The organism is Salinispora mooreana (assembly GCF_000379065.1).
In the GTDB taxonomy this organism is placed as follows: Bacteria; Actinomycetota; Actinomycetes; order Mycobacteriales; family Micromonosporaceae; genus Micromonospora; species Micromonospora mooreana.
In genome coordinates this window covers 124,339-148,302 of record NZ_KB900614.1, presented here as the reverse complement: position 1 = coordinate 148,302, position 23,964 = coordinate 124,339, and the positions used below count along the sequence as shown (strand labels likewise).

The following is a 23,964-nucleotide window of genomic DNA, read 5'->3' as shown; positions in this document are numbered from 1 at the left end:
ATGGTCGAGCTGGCGCAAAACGGACGAAACTCCCTATAAAGGAAAAGGTTGCGCTGATGTCGCTTCGGAGCGGAAAGTCCCCAACGAAATCGGTGCGGCCCGAGGCCCGGCCGGCTGGGTTAGCCCGGCAGGCGCGGGCCCGCCTCCCGCTGCTCAGCCAGCCAGGTTTCCACGTCGTCAGCGGTCCGGGGGAGCCCGGCGGAGAGGTTCATCGTGCCGTTCGCCGTGACCAGGACGTCGTCCTCGATCCGGATGCCGATGCCGCGCAGCTCCTCCGGTACCAACTCGTCCTCGGGCTGGAAGTACAGGCCCGGCTCCACGGTGAGCACATAGCCCTCGCCCAGGGTGCCGTCGCGGTACATCTCACTGCGCGAGTTTGCGCAGTCGTGCACATCGATGCCGAGCATGTGTCCGAAGCCGTGCAGAGTCCACCGTCGGTATACCGCCGACTTCTCGTCCATCGCCTCGTCCACGCTGACCGGTAGCAGGCCCAACTCGGCCAGGCCTTCGGCGAGAACCCGCATACAGGTCAGGTGCACATCCCTGAACGCCACCCCCGGCCGGATGAACTCGATGCCGGCCTGCTGCGCGGTGTAGACGATGTCGTAGATCTGACGCTGTAGCGCGGTGAACCGACCACTCACCGGGAGCACCCGGGTCACGTCGGCGGTGTAGAGGTGGTCGTTCTCCACGCCCATGTCCATCAGCAGTAGGTCACCCGGGCGGGTGGTGCCGTGATTGTGCACCCAGTGCAGGATCGTGGCGTGCTCGCTGGCGCCGACAATCGAGCCGTACCCGATGTCGTTCCCGTCGTGTCGGGCCCGCAGCGCGAAGATGCCCTCGAGTAGCCGCTCGGAGACTCCCTGGTCGGCCGGGAGCGCCCGCGCCACATCCTCGAAACCGCGAACCGTGGCATCCACCGCGTCCTGGAGCTGGGCGATCTCCCACTCGTCCTTGACCAGCCGGAGCTCGGAGATCGTGCTGGCCAGCTCCTGGTCACGCGGCGGCTGTTCCCGCTCCCGCCCGCCGTCGTACGGGCGCAGGGCCGCGTCAACCCGGGCGTCGAAGCCGCGCAGTACCCGGGTTCGGGCCGGGGCGAGGTCGGCCAGGGCGGCGTCCAGGTCAGCGAGGTCGGCGGTGGGCATGCCCACCTCGTTCGACTTCTCCGCGAGGGTGCGTCGCCGGCCGAGCCACAGCTCGCCGTGCCGACTCCGGAAGAACTCGTCGGTCTGCCGGGACGTGTGTGGCCGCAGGTAGAGGAGGGGCTCGTGTCCGGAACCGGTCGGACGGAGTATGAGCACGCTGTCCGGCTCGTAGTCGCCGGTCAGGTACGCGAAGTCGCTGCCCGGCCGGAATCGGTGGGCGGTGTCGTTGGCGCGTACCTGCTCGCCGCCGGTGGGGATCACCAGGGTCTCGCCCGGAAAGGCCGCGGAGAGGGCCGCCCGGCGCGTGGCGTAGTTGGGCGCCGCCGGGTGCGGGACGACCGGCAGCGCGCTGTCCCGCCAACCCCGCCGCATGAACGCCAGGAGTGCCGCCGGGAATGTCGGATCGTGCGATTCCGTGCCTCCTGGATCGCGGTGAATGCGTTCCTCGGTCATCTCCGCTCCCTTCGCGTTGTCGCTGGCCCGACGGTATCCGATGGGGCCGGGCCGGTAGCTGGGGCTTGTTGCGTAGACGGCCGCTACGGCCGCGACGGGGGCGTGAAAAGATGACGACCATGTGCGGACTCCTGGCCTTCTTCAGCGCGCGCGGGGACGCCGCGGCTCACCGCGACCACATCGCCAACGCGTTGGAATGCCTGCACCATCGTGGCCCGGACGAGACCGGGGTGGAAGTTGTCGGCGACGCGACCGGCCAGTACGCGGACGGCGTGTTCGCCCACAAGCGGCTGGCGATCATCGATGTGGCGTCGAGTCACGAGCCGCTGCCCTACGCGAACGGGCGCTACCTGCTGACCTTCAACGGCGAGATCTACAACTACATCGAGCTGCGGGAGGAGTTGGCTCGCAACTACGGGGCGCAGTTCGCCACCTCCGGTGACGGGGAGGTGATCGTCGCCGGCTACCACTACTGGGGTGAGCAGGTGCTCACCCGGTTGCGGGGGATGTTCGCCTTCGTGATCTGGGACCGGCAGGAGCGGCGCGCCTTCGGCGCGCGCGACTACTTCGGGATCAAGCCGTTGCACTATCTGGAAACGGCTGACGGCCTCTACCTCGCCTCGGAGAAGAAGGCCCTGCTGCCGTTCGCACCGGCCAACTACCAGGGTGACGCTGGCATCGACACGGCCAGCCTCAGCCACTACCTGACGTTGCAGTACGTGCCGGAGCCCGGCACCCTGCACCAAGGGATCCGTCGGATCGGCTCGGGGGAGTACCTGACCTGGACGCCGGGCGGCCGAATCGATGTCCGCCGGTGGTACCGACCGATCTTCCGGCCCGCTCCGGTGCCGGACGAGCAGAAGCTCTACCACGAGATCCGGGAGACACTGCGGGACAGCGTCCGGATTCACATGCGGTCGGATGTCCCGGTCGGTTCGTTCCTGTCCAGTGGGATCGACTCCACTGCGGTGGTGGCGCTGGCCCGGGATTTCAACCCGAACATTCTGACCTTCACGGTCGGCTACGACGTGCCCGGTTACTCGGAGATCGATGTGGCCCAGGAGTCGGCCCGCCACCTCGATGTCACCACCATTCCCACCAAGATCGGGCCGCAGGACATGATGGCGGCGCTGCCGAAGATCGTCTGGCACCTGGACGATCCGGTCGCCGACCCGGCGCTGGTGCCGCTCTACTTCGTGGCGCGCAAGGCCGCTGAACACGTCACGGTGGTGCTCTCCGGCGAGGGCGCCGACGAGTTTTTCGGCGGTTACACGATCTACCGGGAGCCGCTCTCGCTGAGCTCGGTCAACGGCCTGCCTGGCGGCGTGCAGAAGGGGCTGCGGGCGGTGTCGAAGGCGATTCCGCAGGGGGTCAAGGGCAAGAGCTTCCTGGAGCGCGGCACCACCCCGATCGAGGCGCGCTACTACGGCAACGCACGGATGTTCACCGAGGAGGAGAAGCAGCACCTGCTGCGCCGCTACGACCCCTCGGTGCGCTACACCGACATCACCGCCCCGATCTACGCCGAGTGCACCGAACTCGACGATGTCACCAAGATGCAGTACGTGGACCTCTACACCTGGCTGCGCGGCGACATCCTGGTCAAGGCCGACCGGATCTCGATGGCGCACTCGCTGGAGGTGCGGGTGCCCTTCCTGGACCGGGCGGTTTTCGATGTGGCCTCAAAGATTCCGGTCGAACTGCGACTGCCCCCGCGTTCCGACGCCACCAAGTACGCGATGCGCCAGGCGTTACAGGGTGTGGTCCCGCCGGCCATCGTGAACCGCCGGAAGTTGGGCTTCCCGACCCCGACCCGGGTGTGGCTGCGGGGAGAGATGTACGAGTGGGCCCGGCACATGCTGGCCACTTCGGGCGCCGGTGACCTGATCGACCTGCCGTACGCGCTGCGGTTGCTCGATGAGCACAAGCGGGAGGAGGCCGACCACTCCCGCAAGGTCTGGACGGTGCTGATCTTCTGCATCTGGCATGCGATCTTCGTTGCCAAGACGCTGGACCCGGGCATCCAGCGCAACCAGTCGGCCCTGCTGACGAAGCCGGTCGTCGGCAGCATGGTCCGCTGAGGGCGGGGAGCCTCGGGTCCACGCCCGGGTGTTACCCGCGCGGGCCGGGCTCGTCGGGGCGGCTCCACGAGCCGCCCCGACGACCTCCCGAGCTGACCTCCTTCGCGAGGTCTCAGTAGGAGAGCCCGGGGCAGTACACCCCACCCTCTGGCGGAGTGTAGCTACCCGGCGAGATCAGTGTCTCCAGGCGGAGTAGCGAGACCCCGCGGGTACGGGCGGCCCAGCTGAGCAGGTCCGGTGCCAGCCGGCCCGGGATAAGCCCGCCATCAGGGAGAGCTGTTCCTGCGGCACAAAGCCGAGCGATGAGTACAGCCGGTAGCCCCATGTGTTGTTGGTGACCTGGACCCCGCGCACGGAGGGCCAGCCAAGCCGGTCACTGGCGGCGATCATCGACTCCATGAGCTTCCGGCCCACCCACCTCCCTGCCTGTCGGGGGCGACGCTCAACGGTCCGATGGCGGCCACCTCCTCACCCAACACGAGGAAGTTGAAGCCCACCACCGATCCCGCCGCATCGACCGCGACCTCACTCACGCAGCTTGGTGAGGCGAGTCGTCCCTGGAGCATCTCCAGCACCGCCTGCTCCGAGGACCACTCGGGTGGTAGACCCAGCGAGGCGTTGGTGTCCTCGAAGGCCTGGTAGCAGATCTGGGCCAGCCGCGGCAGGTCGGCGGTGGTTGCCGGCCGGATGTGGAGGCGACCGCCGGCGGAGGCCGCCGCCGGGTGTGCGCCGGGCGGCGGGAAGTAGCCCACCCGGACGAAGAAGTCGACGTACTTCTCGAACAGGTCCTGGGTCATGGCCGGGCAGTCGATGCCGGTGCCGGCCAGCCCACGGCCACCGGGCTGAGCTCTGGCGCGGAGTGTGTCATCGCGGCCAGTCGGGCCGCCTGTGTCCGCAGGGCCACCGGCGACTTGGCGGAGAGCAGCCAGGGAACGACGGCGGGGCTCCGGGACTCGGCAACGCTCGCCGACACCGGCTCTCCTCCACGACCACGTGCGCGCTGGTACCACTGATCCCGAAGGCGGAGACCCCGGCCCGCCGGGGTCGACCGGCCACCTGCCAGGGCTGCGGCTCGGTCGCCAGGCGTACCTGGCCAGGAGTGCAGCGACTAACAGGCTAGGTGGAGCGCCACCAACGAGGCCGAGGGTGCCGCCACAGCCGGCTCGGGTGCAGGTAGAGCAGCCCGCTTCCGAGTCGACCGTCGGCACCGACGCCGACGGTCTGGGACGCTTCATGCTGGACGACGCCGCTCCGGGACCGGCCCGGTTGGTCTGCACCCCGGCTGACTCCGGTCCGATCTGTACCGAGTGGACCACCTTGTGATCCGGGCGGCGAGGTCGTAGCGACGTCGGCACCGCTCTGCTCTGCGGACCAGGGCGGTGCCGACCGCCACCGGTGACAGCCCGGGTGTGGCCCGCGGTTCAGCTACCGGTGCAGGTCACTGTCGGTGACATGTTCGGTCCGGTGAGGCTGGCGAGGAAGCCGAACGTGGTCCTGCTCCCCGGGGCCACCGTGCCGTTGTACGACGCGTTGGTCACCGCTACCGCCGATCCCGAGTGGGTGTGCGTGCCATTCCAGAGCTGGGTGATTGCCTGACCGCTGGGCCAGGTCCAACTCGCCGTCCATCCGCTCCAGGTGGTGGCGGTGTGGTTCATGATTTCGACCTCCCCCTGGAAGCCGTCCGGCCACGCGTTGATCACCTTGTAGACCGCCATACAGTCGCCGCTGGGCGGCGGTGTGGTCGGGCTCGGTGGTGCGGTGGTGGGGCTCGGTGGCGGGAGGGTGCCACCGGGGCCGATGCCGGTCACCTCACCGTTGCCTCCGTCGAACGTCACGTCCGAGCAGCCGAAAAAGTTCTCCGGGCTGTCCGAACGGACCCAACGGGAGTAGATGAGGTGTCGGCCGCTCTTCTCGGCCGGCAGCGTTCCGGTGAAGTAGTAGTGCCCGTCGTTGGTGCCCGGACCGCCCCGATGGGGTGGGTTGGTGACGGCCAGGAATGGTTGCTCCTCCAGGTCGCTCCAGGCCAGCGGGCGGGTTGGGCTCCAGTTGTCCTTGGTGACGTAGAAGTAGAACGTTCCGGGGTGGTGCGCCCAGTTGCTGTAGCGGAACTCGATGCTCTGGCCGGCGGTCAGGTGCGTCAGTGGCCAGTCGGTGCGGGCCAGGTCATAGCCCAGGAATCCGGAGTTTCCGCCGCTGCACAGCTGGCCGTCGGGAATGAAACCGACGGTACGACCGGCGGCGTCGGAGCGCAGCACACTGAACCAGTTGTAGAGCGAGTTGGCCCCACTCTGGTCCACCGCCGCCGAGCAGGCGGGGTTGTGCGGTTGGATCTCACCGGTGGGGCTAAGCCCGTCCCGCCAGCAGAGGAAGGTACGGCTGCCGGGGACCATGGCGGCACCGTGCGCCGCCGCCGGCTCTGACCTGGTGATGAGCACCACGACGGCGGCGAGGAGAGTCATGGCCGCGGCGAGCAGTGCGGCGGCCGTTCGGGTTCGAGTGGAGGACACGGGATCTCCTGACTCGCGGGGCGCCTACCACCCCGCGGGTGACGGGCGCGGGGCGGCACCCGGCCGGCCCGCAGCGACGAGCGGTCACGGTGTAGGCGGCGTGCGCAGGAGTGAGGGGCACGCGAACCTGCGATCCGTCCTTGGATCGTTGCCCTCGCGTGGGTGCCCGAGCGGACGGCGCGATAGCCCTGCGTCGTCCGGCGCCGTTATCGCAACACGGTGAGGTGCTCGATCGCAATAGCCAGTAGCCAGTGTCCTTTTCAGGTGGCGTATGTCACCGAGGTCGGTGGAGCGAACCCCCGCGGCCGCGAGTGGTCGATCAGGGGCGCTGGGGACGGGCCAGGGTGAGTGCGGCGGTGAGCGACAGTGCGGCGGAGGCCGCGAGTACCGCTGCCATCGGTACGGCGCTGCCTTCCCCGCCCAGCCCGACCAGGGGAGCGGCGAGCGATCCGATCACCGACTGGAGGGCGCCCATCAGCGCTGCCGCGGTCCCGGCGTGGTGCGCGTGCCGGTCGAGGGCGAGGGCCGTGCCGTTCGGCATCACCATGCCCAGCGATCCGATGAAGGCCAGCAGCGCGCCCATGAGGAGTAGCTGGCTGGTGGCGATCGCGCCGGCCAGCACACCAGTGGCCGCCACCGCACTCACCGCGAGGGTGCTGACCAACAGGGTGCGGGGCGGGAACCGGTCCAGCATGCGGACGTTGGCCTGCCCGACCGCCACGAAGGCCAACGCGTTGAGGCCGAACAGCAGACCGAATGTGCCCGGCGAGAGGTGAAACACGTCCTGGAAGACGAACGACGAACCGGAGATGTAGGCGAACAGCCCGGCGAAGGCGAGCCCCTGGGTCAGCGTGTACCCCAGGTAGACCCGGTCGGTGAGGAGTTCGCGCAGCGACCGAACGGTGCCGCCGAGGCCGTCGCGGCTGCGTCGATGCGTGGGCAGGGTCTCGGGCAACCGAGCCGCCACCACGGCGGTGAGCAGTGCGCCGACGACAGCGAGGAGGACGAACAGGGTCCGCCACGACCCGAACCGCAGCACCAGGCTGCCGACGGTCGGTGCCGCGATCGGGGCGAGACCGAAGACCAGGGTGAGCCGGGAGAAGTACTTCGCTGCCGCCCGACCTGAGTACAGGTCGCGAACGACGGCACGGGTCACCACGGCGGCCATGCCGCCGGCGAAGCCCTGGGCGAACCGCAGGACGGTGAAGGCCGGCGCGCTGGGCGCCGCGGCGCAGGCCAGGGCGAGCAGAGAGTACGCCGTGAGGCCGATCAGCACCGGGCGGCGCCGGCCCCAGCGGTCGCTGAGCGGACCGGTGACGAACTGTCCGAGGGCGAGCCCGATCAGGCAGGTGGTGAGGGAGAGCTGAATCTGGGCCTGGCTCGCGTCCAGGTCACGGGCCATGGTGGGGAGCGCCGGCAGGTACATGTCCAGGGAGAGCGGGCCGATCGCGGTGATCGCCCCGAGTAGGAGCAGCAGACCGAGCCCACCACCGACCCCCGCCGGCTGCGGTTGGCCGGCGGGAGTGGTTACGGCAGGTGCGGTCGGTGGTGCGGTCTGCGTCACTGAGGTCCCCTGGAGTTCGCCTGTCAACCGGGTAACCTTAGCTCTGCATCCAGAGTCTTTCGAGGTGAGGTGGGCGATACGGTGGCGGCCGAGGACGTGACGGCGCGGCCGGTGCCGTGCCTCGACCCCGCTTCGACGGCGGCGTTGGGTGCCGTCGTCGGCGAGCTGCACCGCCGGCTGCGGCGCGCGGCGGCCCGGCACGTCAGCTGCATCCCGTTGCCGGAGGCCCAGGTCGAGCTACTCCTGCTGGTCCGGGCCCATCCGGATGTCAGCGTGAAGGATGCCGCTTGTCGCCTGCACGCGGCACCCAACACGGTGAGCACCCTCGTTCGGGACCTGGTGGCCGCCGGACTGCTGCACCGCGATTGCGCTCCGGCCGACCGCCGTACCGCCCGGCTGCGCCTCACCGACGCCGCCCGCACTCGGATCGCCGATCACGAGCAGCAGCGTGCCGCCCTGCTCGGCGCCGCGGTGACCCGGCTCTCGCCCGAGGCGCGCGCGGCGGTCGTGGCGGCCACCCCGTACCTGACCTGCCTGGCAGACCTGCTGGACTCGGACCCTTCGGGTTAGATCCCGGTCAGAGCTCGCCGTTGAGTTCGGCGTAGCCGCGGCGGGTGGCGATCAGCGCGGGACGGGCACCGAAGGGTGCCTCGGCGGCCACCCGCTCCGCTGGTGTCCCACCGGCATGGCCAGCCCGGATCTGCCAGGCCAGGTCGCTGAGCAGGCCGTGCTGGGCGTGCACGAACTCGTGGCCAACCAGGTCGCCGTGTCCCGGTATTACCACCGTGGTCGGGGTCGTCATTCGCAGCAGCTCGGCGACCGCCTCCGGCCACCGCAACGGGTACGAATCCTCGAACGCCGGCGGGCCGCTCTGCTCCACGAGATCACCGGCGACGAGCACCTCCGCACCGGGTATGTGCACCACCAGGTCCGCGGCGGTGTGCGCCCGCCCCAGGTGCCGCAGGACGACCTGGCGGCCACCCACGTCGAGCACCTCCCGCCGGTCAACCAGGTGGGTCGGCGCCAGTATGTCGACGCCGAGTAACTCCTCGGCGAGGTGGGGCTGCTCGTCGCGCATCTCCGCACATGCTTCCCGGCGTAGCTGGTCCGGGTCGCCTAGGGCGGCGGCGGCGAGCGGGTGCGCGTAGACCGGGCAGGGCGGATCGCCGGCCAGAGTGGCGTTGCCGAAACAGTGGTCGAAGTGGTGGTGCGTGTTCACCAGCACCCACGGGTGTGGGGTGACGGCCCGCGCCGCCCGGGCCAACTCCGCCGCCTGGCCGGCCGTGGAGAGGGTGTCCACGAGCAGGGCCGCGCCGTCGCCGACGAGCAGCGTCACGTTGACCTGTAGCAGCGGCTCGCGCAGCACGTGCACCCGGTCGGCGACTTCGACGAAGCGAAGGGTCATGACGACCGCCCGGCCCGCCCGATGAAGCGCTGCCGGTCAACCAGGAGTCGTTCCACCCGCCCCTCGGCGACGGTGGAGCCGCCCTCGGTGACGGAGATCGCAAAGAGCAGCCGCCGACCGTCCACCTCCGTCAGCCGAGCCTGCGCGACCACGGTCCGGCCGACCGGGGTGGCGGCGCGGTGGTCCAGCGTGACCCGGACTCCCACGGTCGTGGCGCCCCCGGGCAACTGGCGGGCGACCGCCGCGACCGTCGCCGCCTCGGCCAGGGCAAGAACTCGTGGCGTGCCCAGGACCGGCACGTCGCCAGAGCCAATGGCCTGGGCGGTGTCGGCATCGGTGACGGTCAGCTCCACCCGAGCGGTCGAGCCCGGGGAGAAGGACTCCTGCATGGTCACCAGCCTATGCGTCAGATGGCGGGCCGGCCACGCTTGAGCCGAACCACCCGGAAGCGCGGGGAGCGCCTCCTGCGTCGGCCGCTGCACCACCGTCGCTAGCCTGGACCGCGATGTCTGCTCCAACTGATCCCCAACAGCCTGCCCGCACCGAGGCACCGGCGGTGGCCGACGGCGGGCGCCGTCGCATGATCACGATGTCGGTGTGGGGTGTCGCCTTCGTCATCGGCTGGCTCGCCATCGGCCTGCCCACCGATCCGGTCTACGCCTTCGTCTGGATGTGGGCGGCGACCATCGCCTGGAACTCCACCCGGCCGTGGCGTAGCCACCTGCGCTTTGCCCGCGACTGGCTGCCGGTGGTGCTACTGCTTGTGCTCTACAACCTCTCTCGGGGCTTCGCCGACAACGGGGCGACACCGCACGCCTACGAACTGATCGTCGCCGACCGGGTGATGTTCGGCTGGGCCACCGGCGGCCAGGTGCCCACGGTCTGGCTCCAGCAGCACCTGTACCAGCCCGAGGTGCGCTGGTGGGACGTGTTGGTGAGTTGGGTCTACTTCTCCCACTTCGTCGTGGCGCTGGCCGCCGCCGCGGTGCTCTGGTTGCGGGACCGCCGGCGGTGGGCGGCGTTCATGCGTCGCTGGGGCTTCCTCTGCGCCACCGGGCTGGTGACGTACTTCCTCTACCCCGCCGCGCCACCGTGGTGGGCGGCGCAGAACGGGTTGCTGGAGGAGGTGGCCCGGATCTCCACCCGGGGGTGGAAGGCCTTCGGGCTGCACGGCGCGGGGAACCTGCTCAACGCCGGTCAGCTCGCGTCGAACCCGGTCGCCGCGATGCCGTCGCTGCACACCGCGTTCGCCCTGTTCGTGGTGCTGTTCTTCCTGCGTGCGACGCGGAAGCGGTGGTGGCCGCTGCTGCTCGCGTACCCGCTGGCCATGACCTTCACCCTGGTCTACTCCGGGGAGCACTACGTGATCGATGTCCTGGTCGGTTGGGTGTATGTGGGGATGGCCTTCCTGGTGGTGGGCCTGGCCGAGCGCTGGTGGGCGGCCCGACGTGCCCGGCGCGTCCCAGACCGGCCGGTTGGGGCGGCGCCAGCCACCGCGGCGTTGCCCGATCCGGCGCCAGCCAGCACGGGGCCGTCCGATTCGGCGCCGGCCGATGCGGCGGTGGCCGCCGGCCGCTGATCGGCGCCGAGCTTCGCTACCTGGACCAGCCGCTCACTACTGCGGCCGGTTGGCGCGGCGCGCCTGGTGCGCGCGTGCGGTTAGCTCGGCGGCCAGGGCCCACGCCTCGGCGACCGCTCGGTCGCTGGCGGCGGCCCCGGCGCCGCCGGCGGTGTCCGCGTGCACCGTCGCCAGCCCCAATCGTCGCTGCACCGGCCCCTGCACCACTCGTACGCTCTGGATCCGCGCGTACGGCACGACCACGATCTGGCGGGTGAGCAGGCCGGAGCGGACCGCGAACACCCGCTCGTGCAGCCCGGCACCGAGCACCGGCTGACTCAACGGGTTCAGCCAGCGAGCCCGGGGCGGAGGTGTGGTCAGCGGCAGGTCGTCAAGGCGTACCCCGGGCAGCACCTCGGCGAGGATCGCCTCGGCGACCGGTTGCTGACCGACCGGGAGAAGCTGGTCTGGTCGGTTGCGCACATCAATTTCCCCCGTCGAGTAGCCGGCCACCTCCAGCCGCAGCCGCAGCCAGCCCTTCGCCCGCCACAGCAGCGGCCAGGTCGCACCGACCGCCTGTACCCGGTGTAGCGGCACGGTCTGCGCCCGGGTCTCCAGCAGTCCGTTGCGGGTCCGCAGGGTGTCGACATCACGAGCAAGCTGGAAGTTCCAGTTGTCCAGCACTCGGCGGATCGGCTGTAGCAGCACCCCGGCCATCGCGGTCAACGTGCTCGCCACCGCGACGAACGACCAGGAATCCCCGGAGAGGAACTGCGTCGCCACGAAGACCACCCCGAACGGGATCATGAAGGTCTGTGGGGTGAGGAGCTGGCTCAGTAACAGGTCTGTGTTCCGGACGACGTGCAGTGGTTCGCCGGGGGGCGTCGCCTCCGGCCAGACCTGCGGCGTGCCGGGTGCCAGGGCGGCGGCCTCCGGTTGCGGACCGGCCAACGCGAGCAGCCGCTGTCGCAGGGCGGCGGCGTCGGCCACGCTGAGATAGGCCAGCGGTGCCTCGGTCTTGCCGCCGCCGACCACCTCGAGGCGCAGCTCCGCCAATCCGGTGAGCTGGGCGAGTAACGGCCGAACCACCTCCACGGCCTGGAGCCGCTCCAGCGGGATCGCCCGGATGCGTCGCCAGAGTAGGCCCTCGTGTACCCGCAGTTCGCGGTCCACGACGTGATAGCCGGTGTTGTACCAGCTGACCACCGCGAGCACGGTGGCGCCGATCGCCAGCACCACCGCCAGCACCGCGAACCAGCCGACGCCGACCCGGGACAACGTCGACCAGGAGAGCGCGGCGATGACCACGACCAGCGACTTGGCGCCGTGCAACGCGGGGGAGAGCGGGTGTAGCCGCTGCCGGCGCTCGGTGGGCGGGGGCACCGGTGGGGTGGGCATGCCGGCCGCTGGGTACCAGCCGGGGTGCGGTGGCGGGGTGGGTGGATACCCCCCGGGGTGCGGCGGTGGGTCCGGTGGTCGGGTCTCTTCTGGGTCTCGCGCGGCCGGCTCGCTCACAAACCCTCCGCCCGATCGCGGCCGAGCGCGGTGAGGCGGTCGCGGAGGCGGGACGCCTCCGCCGGGCGTAGCCCCGGCACTCGAGCGTCGGTGGCCGCCGCCGCCGTGTGCAGTTGGACGGTAGCCAGGTTGAAGGCCCGTTCCAGCGGGCCGGCGCTGACATCAACGAACTGCATCCGCGAGTACGGGACGATGGAGAGCCGGCGCACCAGCAGGCCGTGTCGGACCAGCAGGTCATCCTCGCGTTCGGCGTACCCCCACGCACGTACGGCCCGTGCGATGGTGACCGTCCGTAGCGCGGTCAGCAGGAGCACTCCGGTGAGGGCCACCCCGAACACCGCCTGGCCGCTGATCGCCCACCCCACTGCCAGCCCGGCCAGCACGATGACGATCAGCGCGGCCAGTCGCAGCAACTCAACCCAGATCAGGTCGGTGGAGACGGACTGCCAGCGGACGGTCTCCGGCCAGGGCTCCAGCGGACCGGGTGGGGGACCGGTCGGTGGTGGGGCAGCGGGCGGGAGCCCGGCCTGGTCGTCGCCGGTCACCGTGCGGTTCCGTTGTGCGCGTTCACGAGTCGAGAGTAGGTGATTCGGCCGTCGGAGCAACCTCGCGGAGGAAGCCCCGGGCGCTGAGGAAGTCGCCGAGCGTCACCCGGTGCTCGGGGCAGGCGAGCCAGGTCTTACGTCGCGTCGCGTCGTGTAGGCGGGGATTGTTCCACCGCAGCGCCCACCGGGCGGGGGCCGCACAGCCACGAGCTGAGCAGACCAGGGCAGGGGTTGCTGGGGTATCCATCCCGGCCAGTCTAAGGTGGCCGGGGAGAAGCGTGAGCGCCGGGCGACCACGGGGGGAGCCGCCCGGCGACGGGTGAATCGTACACGTCCCGTACCGATAGCTGTCTACCCCGCTGACGGCGAGTTCGGCGGATCGGACCGCGGGGCGGGAAGCGGGGGTTCGCCGCCGCCACGTACCGCCACCGATCATGTCAGTCTTGTACGCACCACACCCCGAGTACCGATCATGCTGTGGAGGACCGGTGGCCCAGCCGAGCACGCCCGATGCCAGGACCTCCGACGGGTCGACCCCGCCGTCTCCGCAGAGCACCCCGGCCGCGGACGCCACCCTGCTGGAACGGGCGCTGTTCGAGGTCAAGCGGGTGATCGTCGGGCAGGACCGGATGGTCGAGCGGATGATCGTCGCGCTGCTCGCGCGGGGGCACTGCCTGCTGGAGGGGGTACCGGGGGTGGCGAAGACACTCGCCGCGGACACCCTCGCCACGGTGGTCGGCGGGTCGTTCGGCCGGGTGCAGTTCACGCCCGACCTGGTCCCGGCGGACATCATGGGCACCCGGATCTACCGGCAGTCGAGCGAGAAGTTCGATGTCGAACTGGGGCCGGTGTTCGTCAACTTTCTCCTCGCCGACGAGATCAACCGGGCGCCCGCGAAGGTGCAGTCGGCGCTCCTGGAAGTGATGGGTGAGCGGCAGGTCTCGATCGGTGGCCAGACGCACCAGGTGCCGGACCCGTTCCTCGTGATGGCCACCCAGAACCCGATCGAGCAGGAGGGCGTCTACCCGTTGCCGGAGGCACAACGGGACCGCTTCCTCATGAAGATCGTCGTCGGCTACCCGACAGCCGCCGAGGAGCGGGAGATCGTCTACCGGATGGGCGTGGCGCCACCGGAACCCGCCCCGGTGCTCACCACCGCCGACCTGGTCGGGCTACAACGCAAGGCGGACCAGGTCTTCGTGCACAATGCCCTGATCGACTACGCGGTTCGGCTGGTGCTGGCCACCCGGAGCCCCGCCGAGCACGGCATGCCCGACGTCGCCCAGCACATCCAGTACGGGGCGAGCCCACGAGCCTCGCTCGGCCTGGTCCGCGCCACCCGGGCCCTGGCACTGCTACGCGGCCGGGACTACGCGTTACCCCAGGACGTGCAGGACATCGCGCCCGACATCCTGCGCCACCGGCTGGTGCTGAGCTACGACGCGCTCGCCGACGAGGTGCCAGCCGACCACGTCGTCGGCCGGGTGCTGGCGACGATCCCACTGCCCTCGGTGGCACCACGCCAGCAGGCCAGCCCTGCCCCGGCCGGGGTGCCGCCTGGTGCTGGGTGGCCTGGGCAGCAGCCGTGACCCCACCCGTCCGTCGGTCAACCGACACCACCGGCCGCGAATCCGTCGACCCCACCGCCCGTAGGCGTACCGAGGCCACCCTGTCCCGGTTGCACCTGCTCGTCACCCGCAAGCTCGACGGTCTGCTCCAGGGCGACTACGTCGGCCTGCTGCCCGGTCCGGGTAGCGAGGCGGGGGACTCGCGCGAATACCGTCCGGGTGACGACGTTCGACGGATGGACTGGCCGGTCACGGCGCGTACCACGATGCCGCACGTGCGGCGCACGGTGGCTGACCGGGAACTGGAGACGTGGCTCGCGGTGGACCTCTCGGCCAGCCTCGACTTCGGCACCGGCCGCTGGCTCAAGCGGGACGTGGTGGTGGCCGCCGCCGCGGCGTTGGCGCACCTGACCAGCCGGGGCGGCAACCGGATCGGCGCGGTGATCGGCACCGGGAGCGAGCCGGCCGCCGCTGGTCGGGACGTGCCGGCGGCCGGACCCGGCCGTTTCATCCGGCTGCCCGCTCGCTCGGGTCGACGGGAGGTGCAGGCCCTGGTCCGGGCCGTCGCCGGCACCGAGATCCGGCCCGGCCGCGGCGACCTCGGCGCCCTGGTGGACCAGTTGAACCGGCCGCCTCGGCGGCGTGGTGTGGCGGTCATCGTCTCCGACTTCCTGGCGCCGCCGGCCCAGTGGGCCCGGCCGCTGCGCAAGCTACGAGTACGCCACGACGTGCTGGCCATCGAGGTACTCGATCCGCGTGAGCTGGAGCTGCCCGACGTGGGCGTACTGCCGGTGGTGGACCCGGAGACCGGCGAACTGCATGAGGTACGGACCGGCGACCCACGGCTGCGCCGCCGCTACGCCGAGGCGGCTGCCGCCCAGCGGGCGGAGATCACCGCGGCGCTACGCGCCGGGGGCGCTGCCCACCTGAGACTGCGCACTGACCGCGACTGGCTGCTGGACATGGTGCGCTTCGTCGCCGCGCAGCGGCACACCCGCAACCGGGGGACGACACGATGATTCGTTTTCTGCAACCGTGGTGGCTCCTGGCCGTGCTGCCGGTCTTCGCCCTCGCCGGGCTGTACGTGTGGCGGCAGCTGCACCGCCGGGCATACGCGCTGCGGTTCACGAATGTGGAGCTGCTGCGTACGATCGCGCCGAAGGGGCTCGGGTGGCGTCGGCACGTACCGGCGACCGCGTTCCTCCTCTGCCTGCTGGTGCTCGCCACGGCGTTGGCCCGGCCGTCGATCGACACCCGGCAGCCCCTGGAACGGGCCACCGTCATGCTCGCTGTCGACGTCTCCCTCTCCATGCAGGCCGACGATGTGGCCCCGAACCGGCTGGCGGCGGCCAAGGAGGCGGCGCAGCAGTTCATCGCCGAGCTGCCGGCCAGCTACAACCTTGGGCTGGTCTCGTTCGCGAAGGCGGCCAACGTGCTGGTGTCGCCGACCAAGGACCGGCAGGCCGTGGCCACCGCCATCAACGGCTTGGCGCTGGCCGAGTCGACGGCGACCGGGGAGGCGGTCTTCACCTGTCTGGAGGCGATTCGGTCGGTGCCGGCCGACGGCGCGGCGGGGATTCCGCCGGCCCGGATCGTGTTGCTCTCCGACGGCTATCGCACGTCGGGCCGGTCGGTCGAGGAGGCCGCCGCGGCGGCGCAGGCGGCGAACGTGGCGGTCTCCACGATCGCCTTCGGGACCGACGGCGGTCAGGTCGACATCGGTGGCCAACGCCAACGGGTGCCGGTGGACCGGCTCGCCCTGGCGGATCTGGCGGAGACGACCGACGGGTACTTCTACGAGGCGGCCTCGGTGAGCGAGCTGAAGCAGGTCTACCAGGACATGGGCTCGTCGATCGGGTTCCGGACCGAACCGCGCGAGATCACTCAGTGGTACGTCGGGGTGGCGCTGCTGCTGGCGCTCTGTGCCGGGGCGACCAGTCTGTTGTGGTCCTCCCGGATCGTCTGACGCCACCGTTGGCGGCGTCCGGGCTGGGATGTGGTAGCGGTCAGTGACCGCCGCCGGCCAGGACGAAGAGGACGGCCACCCAGACCGCGGCCAGGATGAAGCCCAGGGGGGCGACGTAACGGTTCATGGGAATCGGCTCCGGTGGCGACTGGGAGCGGGCGTCGAGGCCCGCGGAAGGACGGTCAGAACGCGCACACACAGTCGTGGCCGGCAGCTCCGATCGCCACCCGGTGATCGGCCCGGCGTGGGGCCGGCACTCGGGTTACGCGAGGGAGCGGGTCTGGTCAGCCGTGCTAACGGGACTCAGCGGGCTGACGGTCGGCCCGGCCACGACTCGGAGGATCGCTATCTCGCACAGCGATCACCTCCTGCGGTCGGCGGGGCCCAGGGATGCGAGTCGTAAGGCGGGCTCGCAAAACGGCGCCATCGTACACCCTGGTGGGTGCGGCTTCGAAGCGGACGGGTGGGGGTGACAGTCGCCGGGTGGTTGGGGTGGGTTTCACCGTGTCGGTGGCGGTCGGTGCCGTGGCGCGCTAGCGCTTACCTGTCGGTAACCCCTAGGCTCCGACGCGACGTGGAGATCTTCTGCTGAGGGGGGAATCGTGGCCCGTACCGTGCTGGTGACCGGGGGTAACCGCGGTATCGGTCTGGCTATCGCTCAGGCCTTCGTCAAGCAGGGTGACCGGGTGGCGGTTACCTACCGGAGCGGGGCGGCGCCCGGTGCCGACGCGGCCGACTCGGAGACTGGTGCCGGCCGACTCTTCGGCGTCCGCTGCGACGTGACGGATTCTGATTCCGTGGACGCGGCGTTCACCGCCATCGAGGCGGAGCTCGGCCCGGTCGAGGTGCTGGTGGCCAACGCCGGCATCACCGATGACACGCTGCTGCTGCGCATGTCCGAAGAGCAGTTCACCGGGGTGCTGGACACCAACCTGACCGGCGCGTTCCGCTGCGCCAAGCGCGCCTCGACCAAGATGCTCCGGGCCCGGTGGGGTCGGATGATCTTCATCTCGTCGGTGGTTGGGCTCTACGGCAGCCCGGGTCAGGTCAACTACGCCGCCAGTAAGGCCGGCCTGGTCGGCGTCGCCCGTTCCATCACGCGGGAGCTGGGGAGTCGCAACATCACCGCGAACGTGGTGGCACCCGGCTACGTCGAGACCGATATGACCGCCGCGCTACCCGAGGACCTCAAGACCGAGTACCGCAAGGCCATCCCGGCTGGCCGGTTCGCCGCAGCGGACGAGGTGGCCAGCGCCGTCACCTGGCTGGCGGGGGACTCCGCCGGCTACATCAGCGGTGCGGTCATCCCGGTCGACGGTGGCCTCGGTATGGGGCACTGAGAGGAGACATCGACATGTCAGGACTGCTCGCCGGTAAACGGCTGCTGGTCACCGGCGTCATTACCGACGCCTCGATCGCCTTCTCGGTGGCGCGGCTCGCGCAGGAGAACGGCGCGCAGGTGGTGCTCACCGGCTACGGTCGGCTCTCCCTGGTCGAGCGGATCGCCAAGCGGCTACCCAAGCCAGCTCCGGTAATCGAACTGGACGTGACCAATCGCGAGCACCTGGCCGCGCTCGGCGACCGGGTTCGGGAGCACGTCGACGGCCTCGACGGGATCGTCCACTCCATCGGCTTCGCCCCGCAGAGTTGCCTCGGCGGCGGCTTCCTCGACGCGCCGTGGGAGGACGTCGCGACGGCCGTGCACGTCTCGACCTACTCGTACCAGGCCCTCGCCACCGCGGCGCTGCCGCTGATGGCGCCGGGAGGCGCGGTGGTCGGGCTCACCTTCGACGCCACCAAGGCGTGGCCGGTGTACGACTGGATGGGCGTCGCCAAAGCTGGCCTGGAGTCCGCCAGCCGCTACCTGGCGCTGCACCTGGGCCCGAAGGGCATCCGCAGCAATCTGGTCGCGGCCGGGCCACTGCGTACCATCGCCGCGAAGTCGATCCCCGGCTTTGCGCAGTTCGAGGATGCCTGGTCGGCGCGGGCGCCACTGGGTTGGAGCCTCACCGACTCCGAGCCGGCCGCCCGGGCCTGTCTGGCGCTGCTCTCCGACTGGTTTCCGGCGACCACCGGCGAGATCGTCCACGTCGATGGTGGCTACCACGCCATCGGCGCCTGATCCGACCGGCGGCCCCTGTGGTCTGCGCAGGGGCCGTCGTAAGGTCAGCGGGTGACCCTGGGGCCGTTGTCCGGTCACCGGGGCATCGGGGAAGAATGGGACCATGGCGTACGACGCGGTGGTGCTGGTTTCTTTCGGTGGGCCCGAGCGGCCCGAGGACGTGATGCCATTCTTGCAGAACGTGACCCGGGGCCGGGGCGTGCCGCCGGAGCGGCTGGCCGAGGTCGCCGAGCATTACCAGCACTTCGGTGGGGTGTCGCCGATCAACCAGCAGTGTCGGGAACTGCTCGCCGCGGTGCGGGACGATTTCGCCGCCAACGGTGTTGACCTGCCGGTGTATTGGGGCAACCGGAACTGGGACCCGATGCTCGCCGACACCGTGGCGCAGATGCGCAACGATGGAGTCGAGCGGGCCCTGGCCTTCGTGACCAGCGCCCTCGGTGGGTACTCCTCCTGCCGGCAGTACCAGGAGGACATCGCCGCCGCCCGCGCGGCGGTCGGTCCGGACGCCCCGGTGATCGACAAGCTCCGTCAGTTCTGGGATCACCCCGGGTTCGTCGAGCCGCACGCCGACGCGGTGCGTACGGCGTTGGCCCAGCTGGGCCCGGCGCGGCGGGACAGCACCCGGATCGTCTTCACCGCCCACTCGATCCCCACCGCCGCGGCGGCCGCGGCCGGCCCGCATGGTGGCCGATACGAGGCGCAGTTGGCGGAGACCGCTCGGCTGGTACACGCCGCCGCTGCCCCGGACCTGGCCCACGACCTGGTGTGGCAGAGCCGTTCCGGGCCCCCGCAGGTATCCTGGCTCGAGCCGGATGTCAACGACCACCTCGCCGAGCTGCCCGGGCAGGGGGTCACCGGGGTGGTGATCAGCCCGATCGGGTTCGTCTCCGACCACCTTGAGGTGGTGTGGGATCTGGACACCGAAGCCCGGGAGACCGCCAAGCAGCTCGGTCTGGACTTTGTCCGCGCCGCCACGCCGGGCACCGATCCCCGGTTCGTGGCGATGGTGCGCGAACTGGTCCGGGAGCGTACCGATCCGGCTGGCGCGACGCTGCGCCGGCGCCTCGGCGACCTGCCGATGTGGGACACCTGCCCGACGGCCTGCTGCGTCCCGGCCCACCGCCCCTCCTGACCGCTTCGGCGGCCCGACACCAGGGATACGAGATGAATGAGCGTAAGCCTGTCCAGAGTTGGCTCACCGACATGGACGGGGTGCTGGTGCACGAGGGGCAGCCGGTGCCCGGTGCGCCGGAGTTCATCGCCCGGCTGCGCTCCTCCGGCCGGCCGTTCCTGGTACTGACCAACAACTCCATCTACACCCCGCGTGACCTGCAGGCCCGGTTGGTCCGGATGGGGCTGGACGTGCCGGAGTCCGCGATCTGGTCGTCCGCGTTGGCCACCGCGCAGTTCCTGGCCGACCAGCGGCCGGGCGGCACCGCGTACGTGATCGGAGAAGCCGGGCTGACCACGGCGCTGCACGCGGTCGGGTACGTGCTCAGCGACTTCGCGCCCGACTATGTGGTGCTGGGGGAGACCCGTACCTACAGCTTCGAGGCGATCACCAAGGCGATCCGGCTGATCAACGACGGGGCCCGCTTCATCTGTACGAACCCCGACGTGACCGGCCCGTCGATGGAGGGCGCGCTGCCCGCCGCCGGTTCGGTCGCCGCGATGGTGTCGAAGGCGACGGGCGTGGAACCGTACTTCGTCGGAAAGCCGAACCCGATGATGATGCGGTCGGCGTTGAACACGATTGACGCGCATTCCGAGTCAACGGCCATGATCGGCGACCGGATGGACACCGACATTCTCTGTGGCCTGGAGGCGGGGCTGGAGACGATCCTGGTGCTCACCGGCATCAGCAGCCGGACGGAGGCCGAGCGCTACCCGTACCGGCCGTCGCGGATCGTCAATTCGGTGGCCGACCTGATCGACGAGATCTGAGGGCCGGCCGCCGGCCGGTGCTGCGGCCCGGGGGTTGGCTGTGGGCCCGGCTACGGGCGTAGTGGGGCGTTGCAGGCGGCGGCCAGCGCCTGCCGGCAGGCGCTGGTCAACGGGCGCAGCGCCGCGTCGCGCTGCTGGGCCTCGTAGTTGTTGACCGCGCCCCCCGGCGCGGCCTGCCCCGCCAGGGCGAGCACCTGGTCCAGCACGGCGGCGCGGGCGAAGAGCCGGCGGGCGCGGGGGTCGAAGCCGGGTGGCAGATCGGTGGTGCCGTCGGGGCGGCGCAGCGCCTCCAGCGCCCCGGCCAGCTCCGGCCGCCACTGGGCCACGTCGAGCCGGGTCAGCGTGGCGGTGGTCTCGGCGAGGGCGGCGGCCAGCTCCGCCTCGGCCTCCGCCGCCCCGGGGAGGGTGAGCGATGCGGCCGGCGCGTCGGCCGGCAGCGGGTAGATCCGCCACAGCACGGTCTCGAAGACATCCCCGGAGCCGGAGGTGTGCGTGCGCAGCTGCGGGACCAGGCCGAGCGAACCGGCGACCACCCCCTCGCCAGCGAGCAGGGCGGCACCGGCGAAGTCACCCGGGCCGGGCAGCCCGCGGGGGTCACCGGGCGCGGGCAGCACCAGGCGGATCACGTCGGGTGAGAGCTTGGCGAGCGTGGGCAGCGCCTCGGGCAGGGCGACATCGGTCCAGGTCCCAGGTGCGTCGGCGACCAGATGCTCCTCGTCACCGGAGATGGCGTCGGCGACCTCGTCGAACGGCACCAGCCCGGCACGCCACGCGCGCACCCAGGCAACGAACCGGCTGGACCGGCGTGGCGCGAGGGTGACCGCGCCCGCTGCGGGGGTGGACATGCCGAAAGGGTACGTCCTCCCGCCCACCTCTGTCTCGGCTGCCGCTCCAGCCGTCCCGCACCCCCACCGGCGTGCCGGGTCGGATGTGGAGCCCGATGGGGCTAGCTTGATCGGCATGGCGGGGCGTTACGACCATGACGTGTTGGCGGGAGACTGGCGGCGGCGCCGGGTCACCCCGGAGGTGGCCGCGGAGCTCGACCTGGTGGTCGAGGACGCCGACTCGGGGTTCTGCGGCGCGGTGGTCGGGTTCGAGGCCGGCGCGGTGGTGCTCGAGGACCGGCACCGACGGCGGCGTACCTTTCCTCTGCTGCCGGCGGCGTTCCTGCGTGATGGTGAGCCGGTGACGCTGCGCCGCCCCTCCCGGGCAACGGTGCCGGCCGCTCGGCGGCGGACCGCCTCCGGTTCGATCGCTGTCGACAACGTCCGCGCCCAGGTGGCGAAGGCGAGCCGGATCTGGGTGGAGGGGGTGCACGACGCCGCGTTGGTGGAGCGGATCTGGGGCGACGACCTGCGCGTCGAGGGTGTGGTGGTGGAGCCGCTGGACGGGATCGACGATCTCGACGCCCGGGTGCGCGATTTCGCCCCCGGCCCGGGCCGGCGGCTCGGCGTACTTGTTGATCACCTCGTCCCCGGTTCCAAGGAGAGTCGGGTGGTGGCCCGGGTGACCTCGCCGCACGTACTGGTGACCGGGCACCCCTACGTGGACGTGTGGCAGGCGGTACGGCCGGCGGCACTGAACATCTCGGCCTGGCCGGTGGTGCCGCCCGGGCAGCCCTGGAAGGAGGGGGTCTGTGCGGCGCTCGGGGTGGCCGAGCCCGCCGAGTTGTGGCGGCGGATCCTGTCCCGGGTGAACTCCTTCGCCGATGTCGAGACGCCATTGATCAACTCGATGGAGCGGTTGATCGACTTCGTCACCGAACCGGTGAGCTGAGCCCGGCGGCACCTGGAGCCGGGCGGTTCGCCGGAGTCCGGTGGGGGCGTCCCGGCTGACCCGTTCGGGTTCGCGGACCCAGCCGGGGCGCGCGGGTGCACCATTGCCGTAGGGCCACGGCAGGTTGGCGATTCGATGACAGGTGCACCGGCGTGTCACGATCGTGGTGTGGACGCGGTGCTGTGGATTGTCGTCGGGGCGGTGCTCGCCATCGCCGAGATCTTTACGACGACGCTGTTCCTGATCATGTTTGCGGTCGGGGCCTTCGCGGCTGCCGGCGCAGCCGCGCTCGGGGCGCCCGTGGAGATCCAGGCGGTCGTCTTCGCCGTGGTCTCGGCGCTGACCGTGCTGGGTGCCCGCCCGGCGTTGCGGCGTCGGACTACCCTCGCCTCGACCGAGGATCGAACATTCGGTGTCGGAGCGATCGAGGGAAGCACGGCCCTCGTGCTGGAGCGGGTCGACGCCGACAACGGGCTCGTCAAAATCGACGGCGAGCTGTGGCAGGCCCGTTCCTATGACGCGACCCAAGTCTTCGCGCCGGGGGACCGGGTGCAGGTGATCCAGGTGCGTGGCGCTACCGCGCAGGTGTGGCGGGATGATGTTTCCCGGCCCGGCGAGCTACCTGAGACGAAAAGGTGAGTAGATGGACTTCCTGTTGCCGGTCCTGTTGATAGCTCTGGCGATCATTGGCGTGGTGACCCTGGCCCAGGCGGTGCGGATCGTGCCGCAGCAGCGCCAGGACGTGGTGGAGCGGCTCGGCCGTTACCAGCGCACCCTCAATCCGGGGCTGAACATGCTGGTGCCCTTCATCGACGCGGTACGCACCAAGGTCGACATGCGCGAGCAGGTGGTCAGCTTCCCACCGCAGCCGGTCATCACCTCGGACAACCTGGTCGTCTCGATCGACACCGTGCTCTATTTCAAGGTGGTGAACTCCTTCCACGCCACCTACGAGATCTCGAACTTCCTGCAGGCCATCGAGCAGCTCACGGTGACCACACTGCGTAATGTCATCGGCTCTCTCGATCTGGAGCGGGCGCTGACCAGCCGGGAGGAGATCAACGCGCACCTCTCCGGCGTGCTGGACGAGACCACCGGCCGCTGGGGCATCAAGGTGACCCGGGTGGAGATCAAGGCGATCGAGCCGCCGCCGAGCATTCGGGACTCGATGGAGAAGCAGATGCGCGCCGAGCGGGACCGTCGGGCCGCGATCCTCACCGCCGAGGGGCACAAGGAGTCGCAGATCCTCACCGCCGAGGGTGAGAAGCAGGCGGCGGTGCTGCGCGCCGACGGTGACCGGCAGGCCCGCATCCTGGAGGCCGAGGGGCAGGCGAAGGCGGTCCGTACCGTCTTCGACGCCATCCACCAGGCGAACCCGAGCCAGAAGGTGCTCGCCTACCAGTACCTGCAGGCGCTGCCGCAGATCGCCAACGGCTCCGCCAACAAGGTCTGGATCGTCCCGGCCGAGCTGACCAAGGCGTTGGAGGGCATGGGCGGCGCGCTGGGAGGCCTGAGCCAGATGGCCGGTGACGCGCCGTCACCGGAGGCATCCGACGGGGCCAGCCAGGTCGAGCGGGAGGCCGACGAGGCCGCACAGGCCGCCGCGGCTGCCGCGCGGGAAGTCCACGACGAGGTACGCGTCGCCGAGGCGCAGGCCGCCGGAGGCGCGGAGCCGAAAGGGCTGCCCGCACCCGAGCCGGTCGCCGCGGAGAGTGTGCTGAACGACTCCACCGACCAGCGCGAGCGGGGCTGACCGTCGACATCGCGCGATAACGCGAGAACACCTCATGGGGCGCTCCGGTGCCTGCCACC

At 70.7% G+C, this 23,964-nt stretch carries 24 protein-coding genes and 1 pseudogene; 14 read left to right on the top strand and 11 right to left on the bottom strand.

The window, feature by feature from the left end; translation table 11 throughout:
• Positions 1-119 precede the first annotated feature (119 nt).
• Positions 120-1,598 (bottom strand): aminopeptidase P family protein, encoded by a 1,479-nt coding sequence (locus tag SALPAC6_RS0100710; RefSeq protein ID WP_018251526.1) that lies wholly within the window; start codon positions 1,596-1,598, stop codon positions 120-122.
• A gap of 119 nt (positions 1,599-1,717) precedes the next feature.
• On the opposite strand from SALPAC6_RS0100710, the gene asnB reads away from it, so the two are divergent.
• Entirely contained in the window at positions 1,718-3,679 is a 1,962-nt protein-coding gene (gene asnB, locus SALPAC6_RS0100705; RefSeq protein WP_020493522.1) for an asparagine synthase (glutamine-hydrolyzing), read from the top strand.
• Between the two features lie 386 nt (positions 3,680-4,065).
• On the opposite strand, the gene SALPAC6_RS29850 is transcribed toward asnB, so the two are convergent.
• Together SALPAC6_RS29850 and SALPAC6_RS28760 are read right to left on the bottom strand one after the other, a co-directional pair.
• Positions 4,066-4,476 carry a GNAT family N-acetyltransferase gene (locus tag SALPAC6_RS29850; RefSeq protein ID WP_026189206.1) on the bottom strand — a complete coding sequence of 137 codons (411 nt, stop codon included), beginning with the start codon at positions 4,474-4,476 and terminating at the stop codon, positions 4,066-4,068.
• A complete protein-coding gene (locus SALPAC6_RS28760) occupies positions 4,473-4,652 on the bottom strand; it encodes a hypothetical protein (protein WP_018251524.1) in 180 nt (59 codons plus the stop codon). The genes SALPAC6_RS29850 and SALPAC6_RS28760 overlap by 4 nt, the downstream gene beginning before the upstream one ends.
• A gap of 173 nt (positions 4,653-4,825) precedes the next feature.
• Here SALPAC6_RS28760 and SALPAC6_RS29590 point away from each other — a divergent pair.
• Positions 4,826-5,002 (top strand): annotated as a pseudogene (locus SALPAC6_RS29590) (hypothetical protein); the annotation flags it as partial.
• A 98-nt stretch (positions 5,003-5,100) separates the two neighbouring features.
• Here SALPAC6_RS29590 and SALPAC6_RS0100690 read toward each other — a convergent pair.
• Together SALPAC6_RS0100690 and SALPAC6_RS0100685 are read right to left on the bottom strand one after the other, a co-directional pair.
• A complete protein-coding gene (locus SALPAC6_RS0100690) occupies positions 5,101-6,138 on the bottom strand; it encodes a lytic polysaccharide monooxygenase auxiliary activity family 9 protein (protein WP_188115245.1) in 1,038 nt (345 codons plus the stop codon).
• Positions 6,139-6,505: 367 nt separating this feature from the next.
• A complete protein-coding gene (locus tag SALPAC6_RS0100685; protein ID WP_018251521.1) occupies positions 6,506-7,750 on the bottom strand; it encodes a multidrug effflux MFS transporter in 1,245 nt (414 codons plus the stop codon).
• A gap of 69 nt (positions 7,751-7,819) precedes the next feature.
• Here SALPAC6_RS0100685 and SALPAC6_RS0100680 point away from each other — a divergent pair, with 69 nt between their 5' ends.
• The gene (locus SALPAC6_RS0100680; protein ID WP_026189205.1) at positions 7,820-8,320 is read left to right on the top strand and encodes a MarR family winged helix-turn-helix transcriptional regulator; all 501 of its coding nucleotides are present in this window, start codon (positions 7,820-7,822) and stop codon (positions 8,318-8,320) included.
• Positions 8,321-8,327: 7 nt separating this feature from the next.
• Here SALPAC6_RS0100680 and SALPAC6_RS0100675 read toward each other — a convergent pair whose 3' ends face one another.
• Together SALPAC6_RS0100675 and SALPAC6_RS0100670 are read right to left on the bottom strand one after the other, a co-directional pair.
• Entirely contained in the window at positions 8,328-9,155 is an 828-nt protein-coding gene (locus tag SALPAC6_RS0100675; protein ID WP_018251519.1) for an MBL fold metallo-hydrolase, read from the bottom strand.
• Positions 9,152-9,544 carry a thioesterase family protein gene (locus SALPAC6_RS0100670; protein WP_018251518.1) on the bottom strand — a complete coding sequence of 131 codons (393 nt, stop codon included), beginning with the start codon at positions 9,542-9,544 and terminating at the stop codon, positions 9,152-9,154. Before SALPAC6_RS0100670 ends, SALPAC6_RS0100675 begins: the two co-directional genes overlap by 4 nt.
• Positions 9,545-9,660: 116 nt before the next feature.
• On the opposite strand from SALPAC6_RS0100670, the gene SALPAC6_RS0100665 reads away from it, so the two are divergent.
• On the top strand, positions 9,661-10,734 hold the full coding sequence (locus tag SALPAC6_RS0100665) for a phosphatase PAP2 family protein (RefSeq protein WP_026189204.1): 1,074 nt from the start codon (positions 9,661-9,663) through the stop codon (positions 10,732-10,734).
• Positions 10,735-10,770: 36 nt separating this feature from the next.
• On the opposite strand, the gene SALPAC6_RS0100660 is transcribed toward SALPAC6_RS0100665, so the two are convergent.
• From SALPAC6_RS0100660 to SALPAC6_RS27045, 3 genes are read right to left on the bottom strand one after another with little or no spacing between them, the layout of a single operon-like run.
• On the bottom strand, positions 10,771-12,228 hold the full coding sequence (locus SALPAC6_RS0100660; RefSeq protein ID WP_026189203.1) for a PH domain-containing protein: 1,458 nt from the start codon (positions 12,226-12,228) through the stop codon (positions 10,771-10,773).
• Positions 12,225-12,773: a PH domain-containing protein gene (locus tag SALPAC6_RS0100655; protein WP_018251515.1), complete on the bottom strand. Its 549-nt coding sequence runs from the start codon at positions 12,771-12,773 to the stop codon at positions 12,225-12,227. Before SALPAC6_RS0100655 ends, SALPAC6_RS0100660 begins: the two co-directional genes overlap by 4 nt.
• Positions 12,774-12,795: 22 nt before the next feature.
• Positions 12,796-13,020, bottom strand: coding sequence for a hypothetical protein (locus SALPAC6_RS27045; RefSeq protein ID WP_080635981.1), 225 nt, complete (start codon positions 13,018-13,020; stop codon positions 12,796-12,798).
• 241 nt (positions 13,021-13,261) lie between these two features.
• Between SALPAC6_RS27045 and SALPAC6_RS0100650 the strand changes: the two genes are divergently transcribed.
• The 7 genes from SALPAC6_RS0100650 to SALPAC6_RS0100615 all read left to right on the top strand — a co-directional run bounded on the left by SALPAC6_RS0100650 (position 13,262) and on the right by SALPAC6_RS0100615 (position 20,376).
• Positions 13,262-14,362: an AAA family ATPase gene (locus SALPAC6_RS0100650; protein ID WP_018251514.1), complete on the top strand. Its 1,101-nt coding sequence runs from the start codon at positions 13,262-13,264 to the stop codon at positions 14,360-14,362.
• The gene (locus tag SALPAC6_RS0100645) at positions 14,341-15,360 is read left to right on the top strand and encodes a DUF58 domain-containing protein (RefSeq protein WP_018251513.1); all 1,020 of its coding nucleotides are present in this window, start codon (positions 14,341-14,343) and stop codon (positions 15,358-15,360) included. Before SALPAC6_RS0100650 ends, SALPAC6_RS0100645 begins: the two co-directional genes overlap by 22 nt.
• The gene (locus SALPAC6_RS0100640) at positions 15,357-16,307 is read left to right on the top strand and encodes a VWA domain-containing protein (RefSeq protein ID WP_018251512.1); all 951 of its coding nucleotides are present in this window, start codon (positions 15,357-15,359) and stop codon (positions 16,305-16,307) included. Before SALPAC6_RS0100645 ends, SALPAC6_RS0100640 begins: the two co-directional genes overlap by 4 nt.
• 602 nt (positions 16,308-16,909) lie before the next feature.
• The gene (fabG, locus tag SALPAC6_RS0100630; protein WP_018251511.1) at positions 16,910-17,647 is read left to right on the top strand and encodes a 3-oxoacyl-[acyl-carrier-protein] reductase; all 738 of its coding nucleotides are present in this window, start codon (positions 16,910-16,912) and stop codon (positions 17,645-17,647) included.
• A 14-nt stretch (positions 17,648-17,661) separates the two neighbouring features.
• Positions 17,662-18,429, top strand: coding sequence for an enoyl-ACP reductase FabI (gene fabI, locus SALPAC6_RS0100625; RefSeq protein ID WP_018251510.1), 768 nt, complete (start codon positions 17,662-17,664; stop codon positions 18,427-18,429).
• 103 nt (positions 18,430-18,532) lie between these two features.
• Positions 18,533-19,564, top strand: a complete 1,032-nt coding sequence (locus SALPAC6_RS0100620; protein WP_018251509.1) for a ferrochelatase — start codon at positions 18,533-18,535, stop codon at positions 19,562-19,564.
• Positions 19,513-20,376, top strand: coding sequence for an HAD-IIA family hydrolase (locus SALPAC6_RS0100615; protein WP_018251508.1), 864 nt, complete (start codon positions 19,513-19,515; stop codon positions 20,374-20,376). The genes SALPAC6_RS0100620 and SALPAC6_RS0100615 overlap by 52 nt, the downstream gene beginning before the upstream one ends.
• 50 nt (positions 20,377-20,426) lie before the next feature.
• Here the strand turns inward: SALPAC6_RS0100615 and SALPAC6_RS0100610 are convergent, their stop codons facing one another.
• Entirely contained in the window at positions 20,427-21,221 is a 795-nt protein-coding gene (locus SALPAC6_RS0100610) for a hypothetical protein (RefSeq protein WP_018251507.1), read from the bottom strand.
• Positions 21,222-21,336: 115 nt separating this feature from the next.
• Here SALPAC6_RS0100610 and SALPAC6_RS0100605 point away from each other — a divergent pair, with 115 nt between their 5' ends.
• The 3 genes from SALPAC6_RS0100605 to SALPAC6_RS0100595 all read left to right on the top strand — a co-directional run bounded on the left by SALPAC6_RS0100605 (position 21,337) and on the right by SALPAC6_RS0100595 (position 23,905).
• Positions 21,337-22,152, top strand: coding sequence for a DUF3097 domain-containing protein (locus SALPAC6_RS0100605; RefSeq protein ID WP_018251506.1), 816 nt, complete (start codon positions 21,337-21,339; stop codon positions 22,150-22,152).
• Between the two features lie 168 nt (positions 22,153-22,320).
• On the top strand, positions 22,321-22,791 hold the full coding sequence (locus tag SALPAC6_RS0100600) for an NfeD family protein (protein ID WP_018251505.1): 471 nt from the start codon (positions 22,321-22,323) through the stop codon (positions 22,789-22,791).
• A gap of 4 nt (positions 22,792-22,795) precedes the next feature.
• A complete protein-coding gene (locus SALPAC6_RS0100595) occupies positions 22,796-23,905 on the top strand; it encodes an SPFH domain-containing protein (protein WP_018251504.1) in 1,110 nt (369 codons plus the stop codon).
• Positions 23,906-23,964 lie beyond the last annotated feature (59 nt).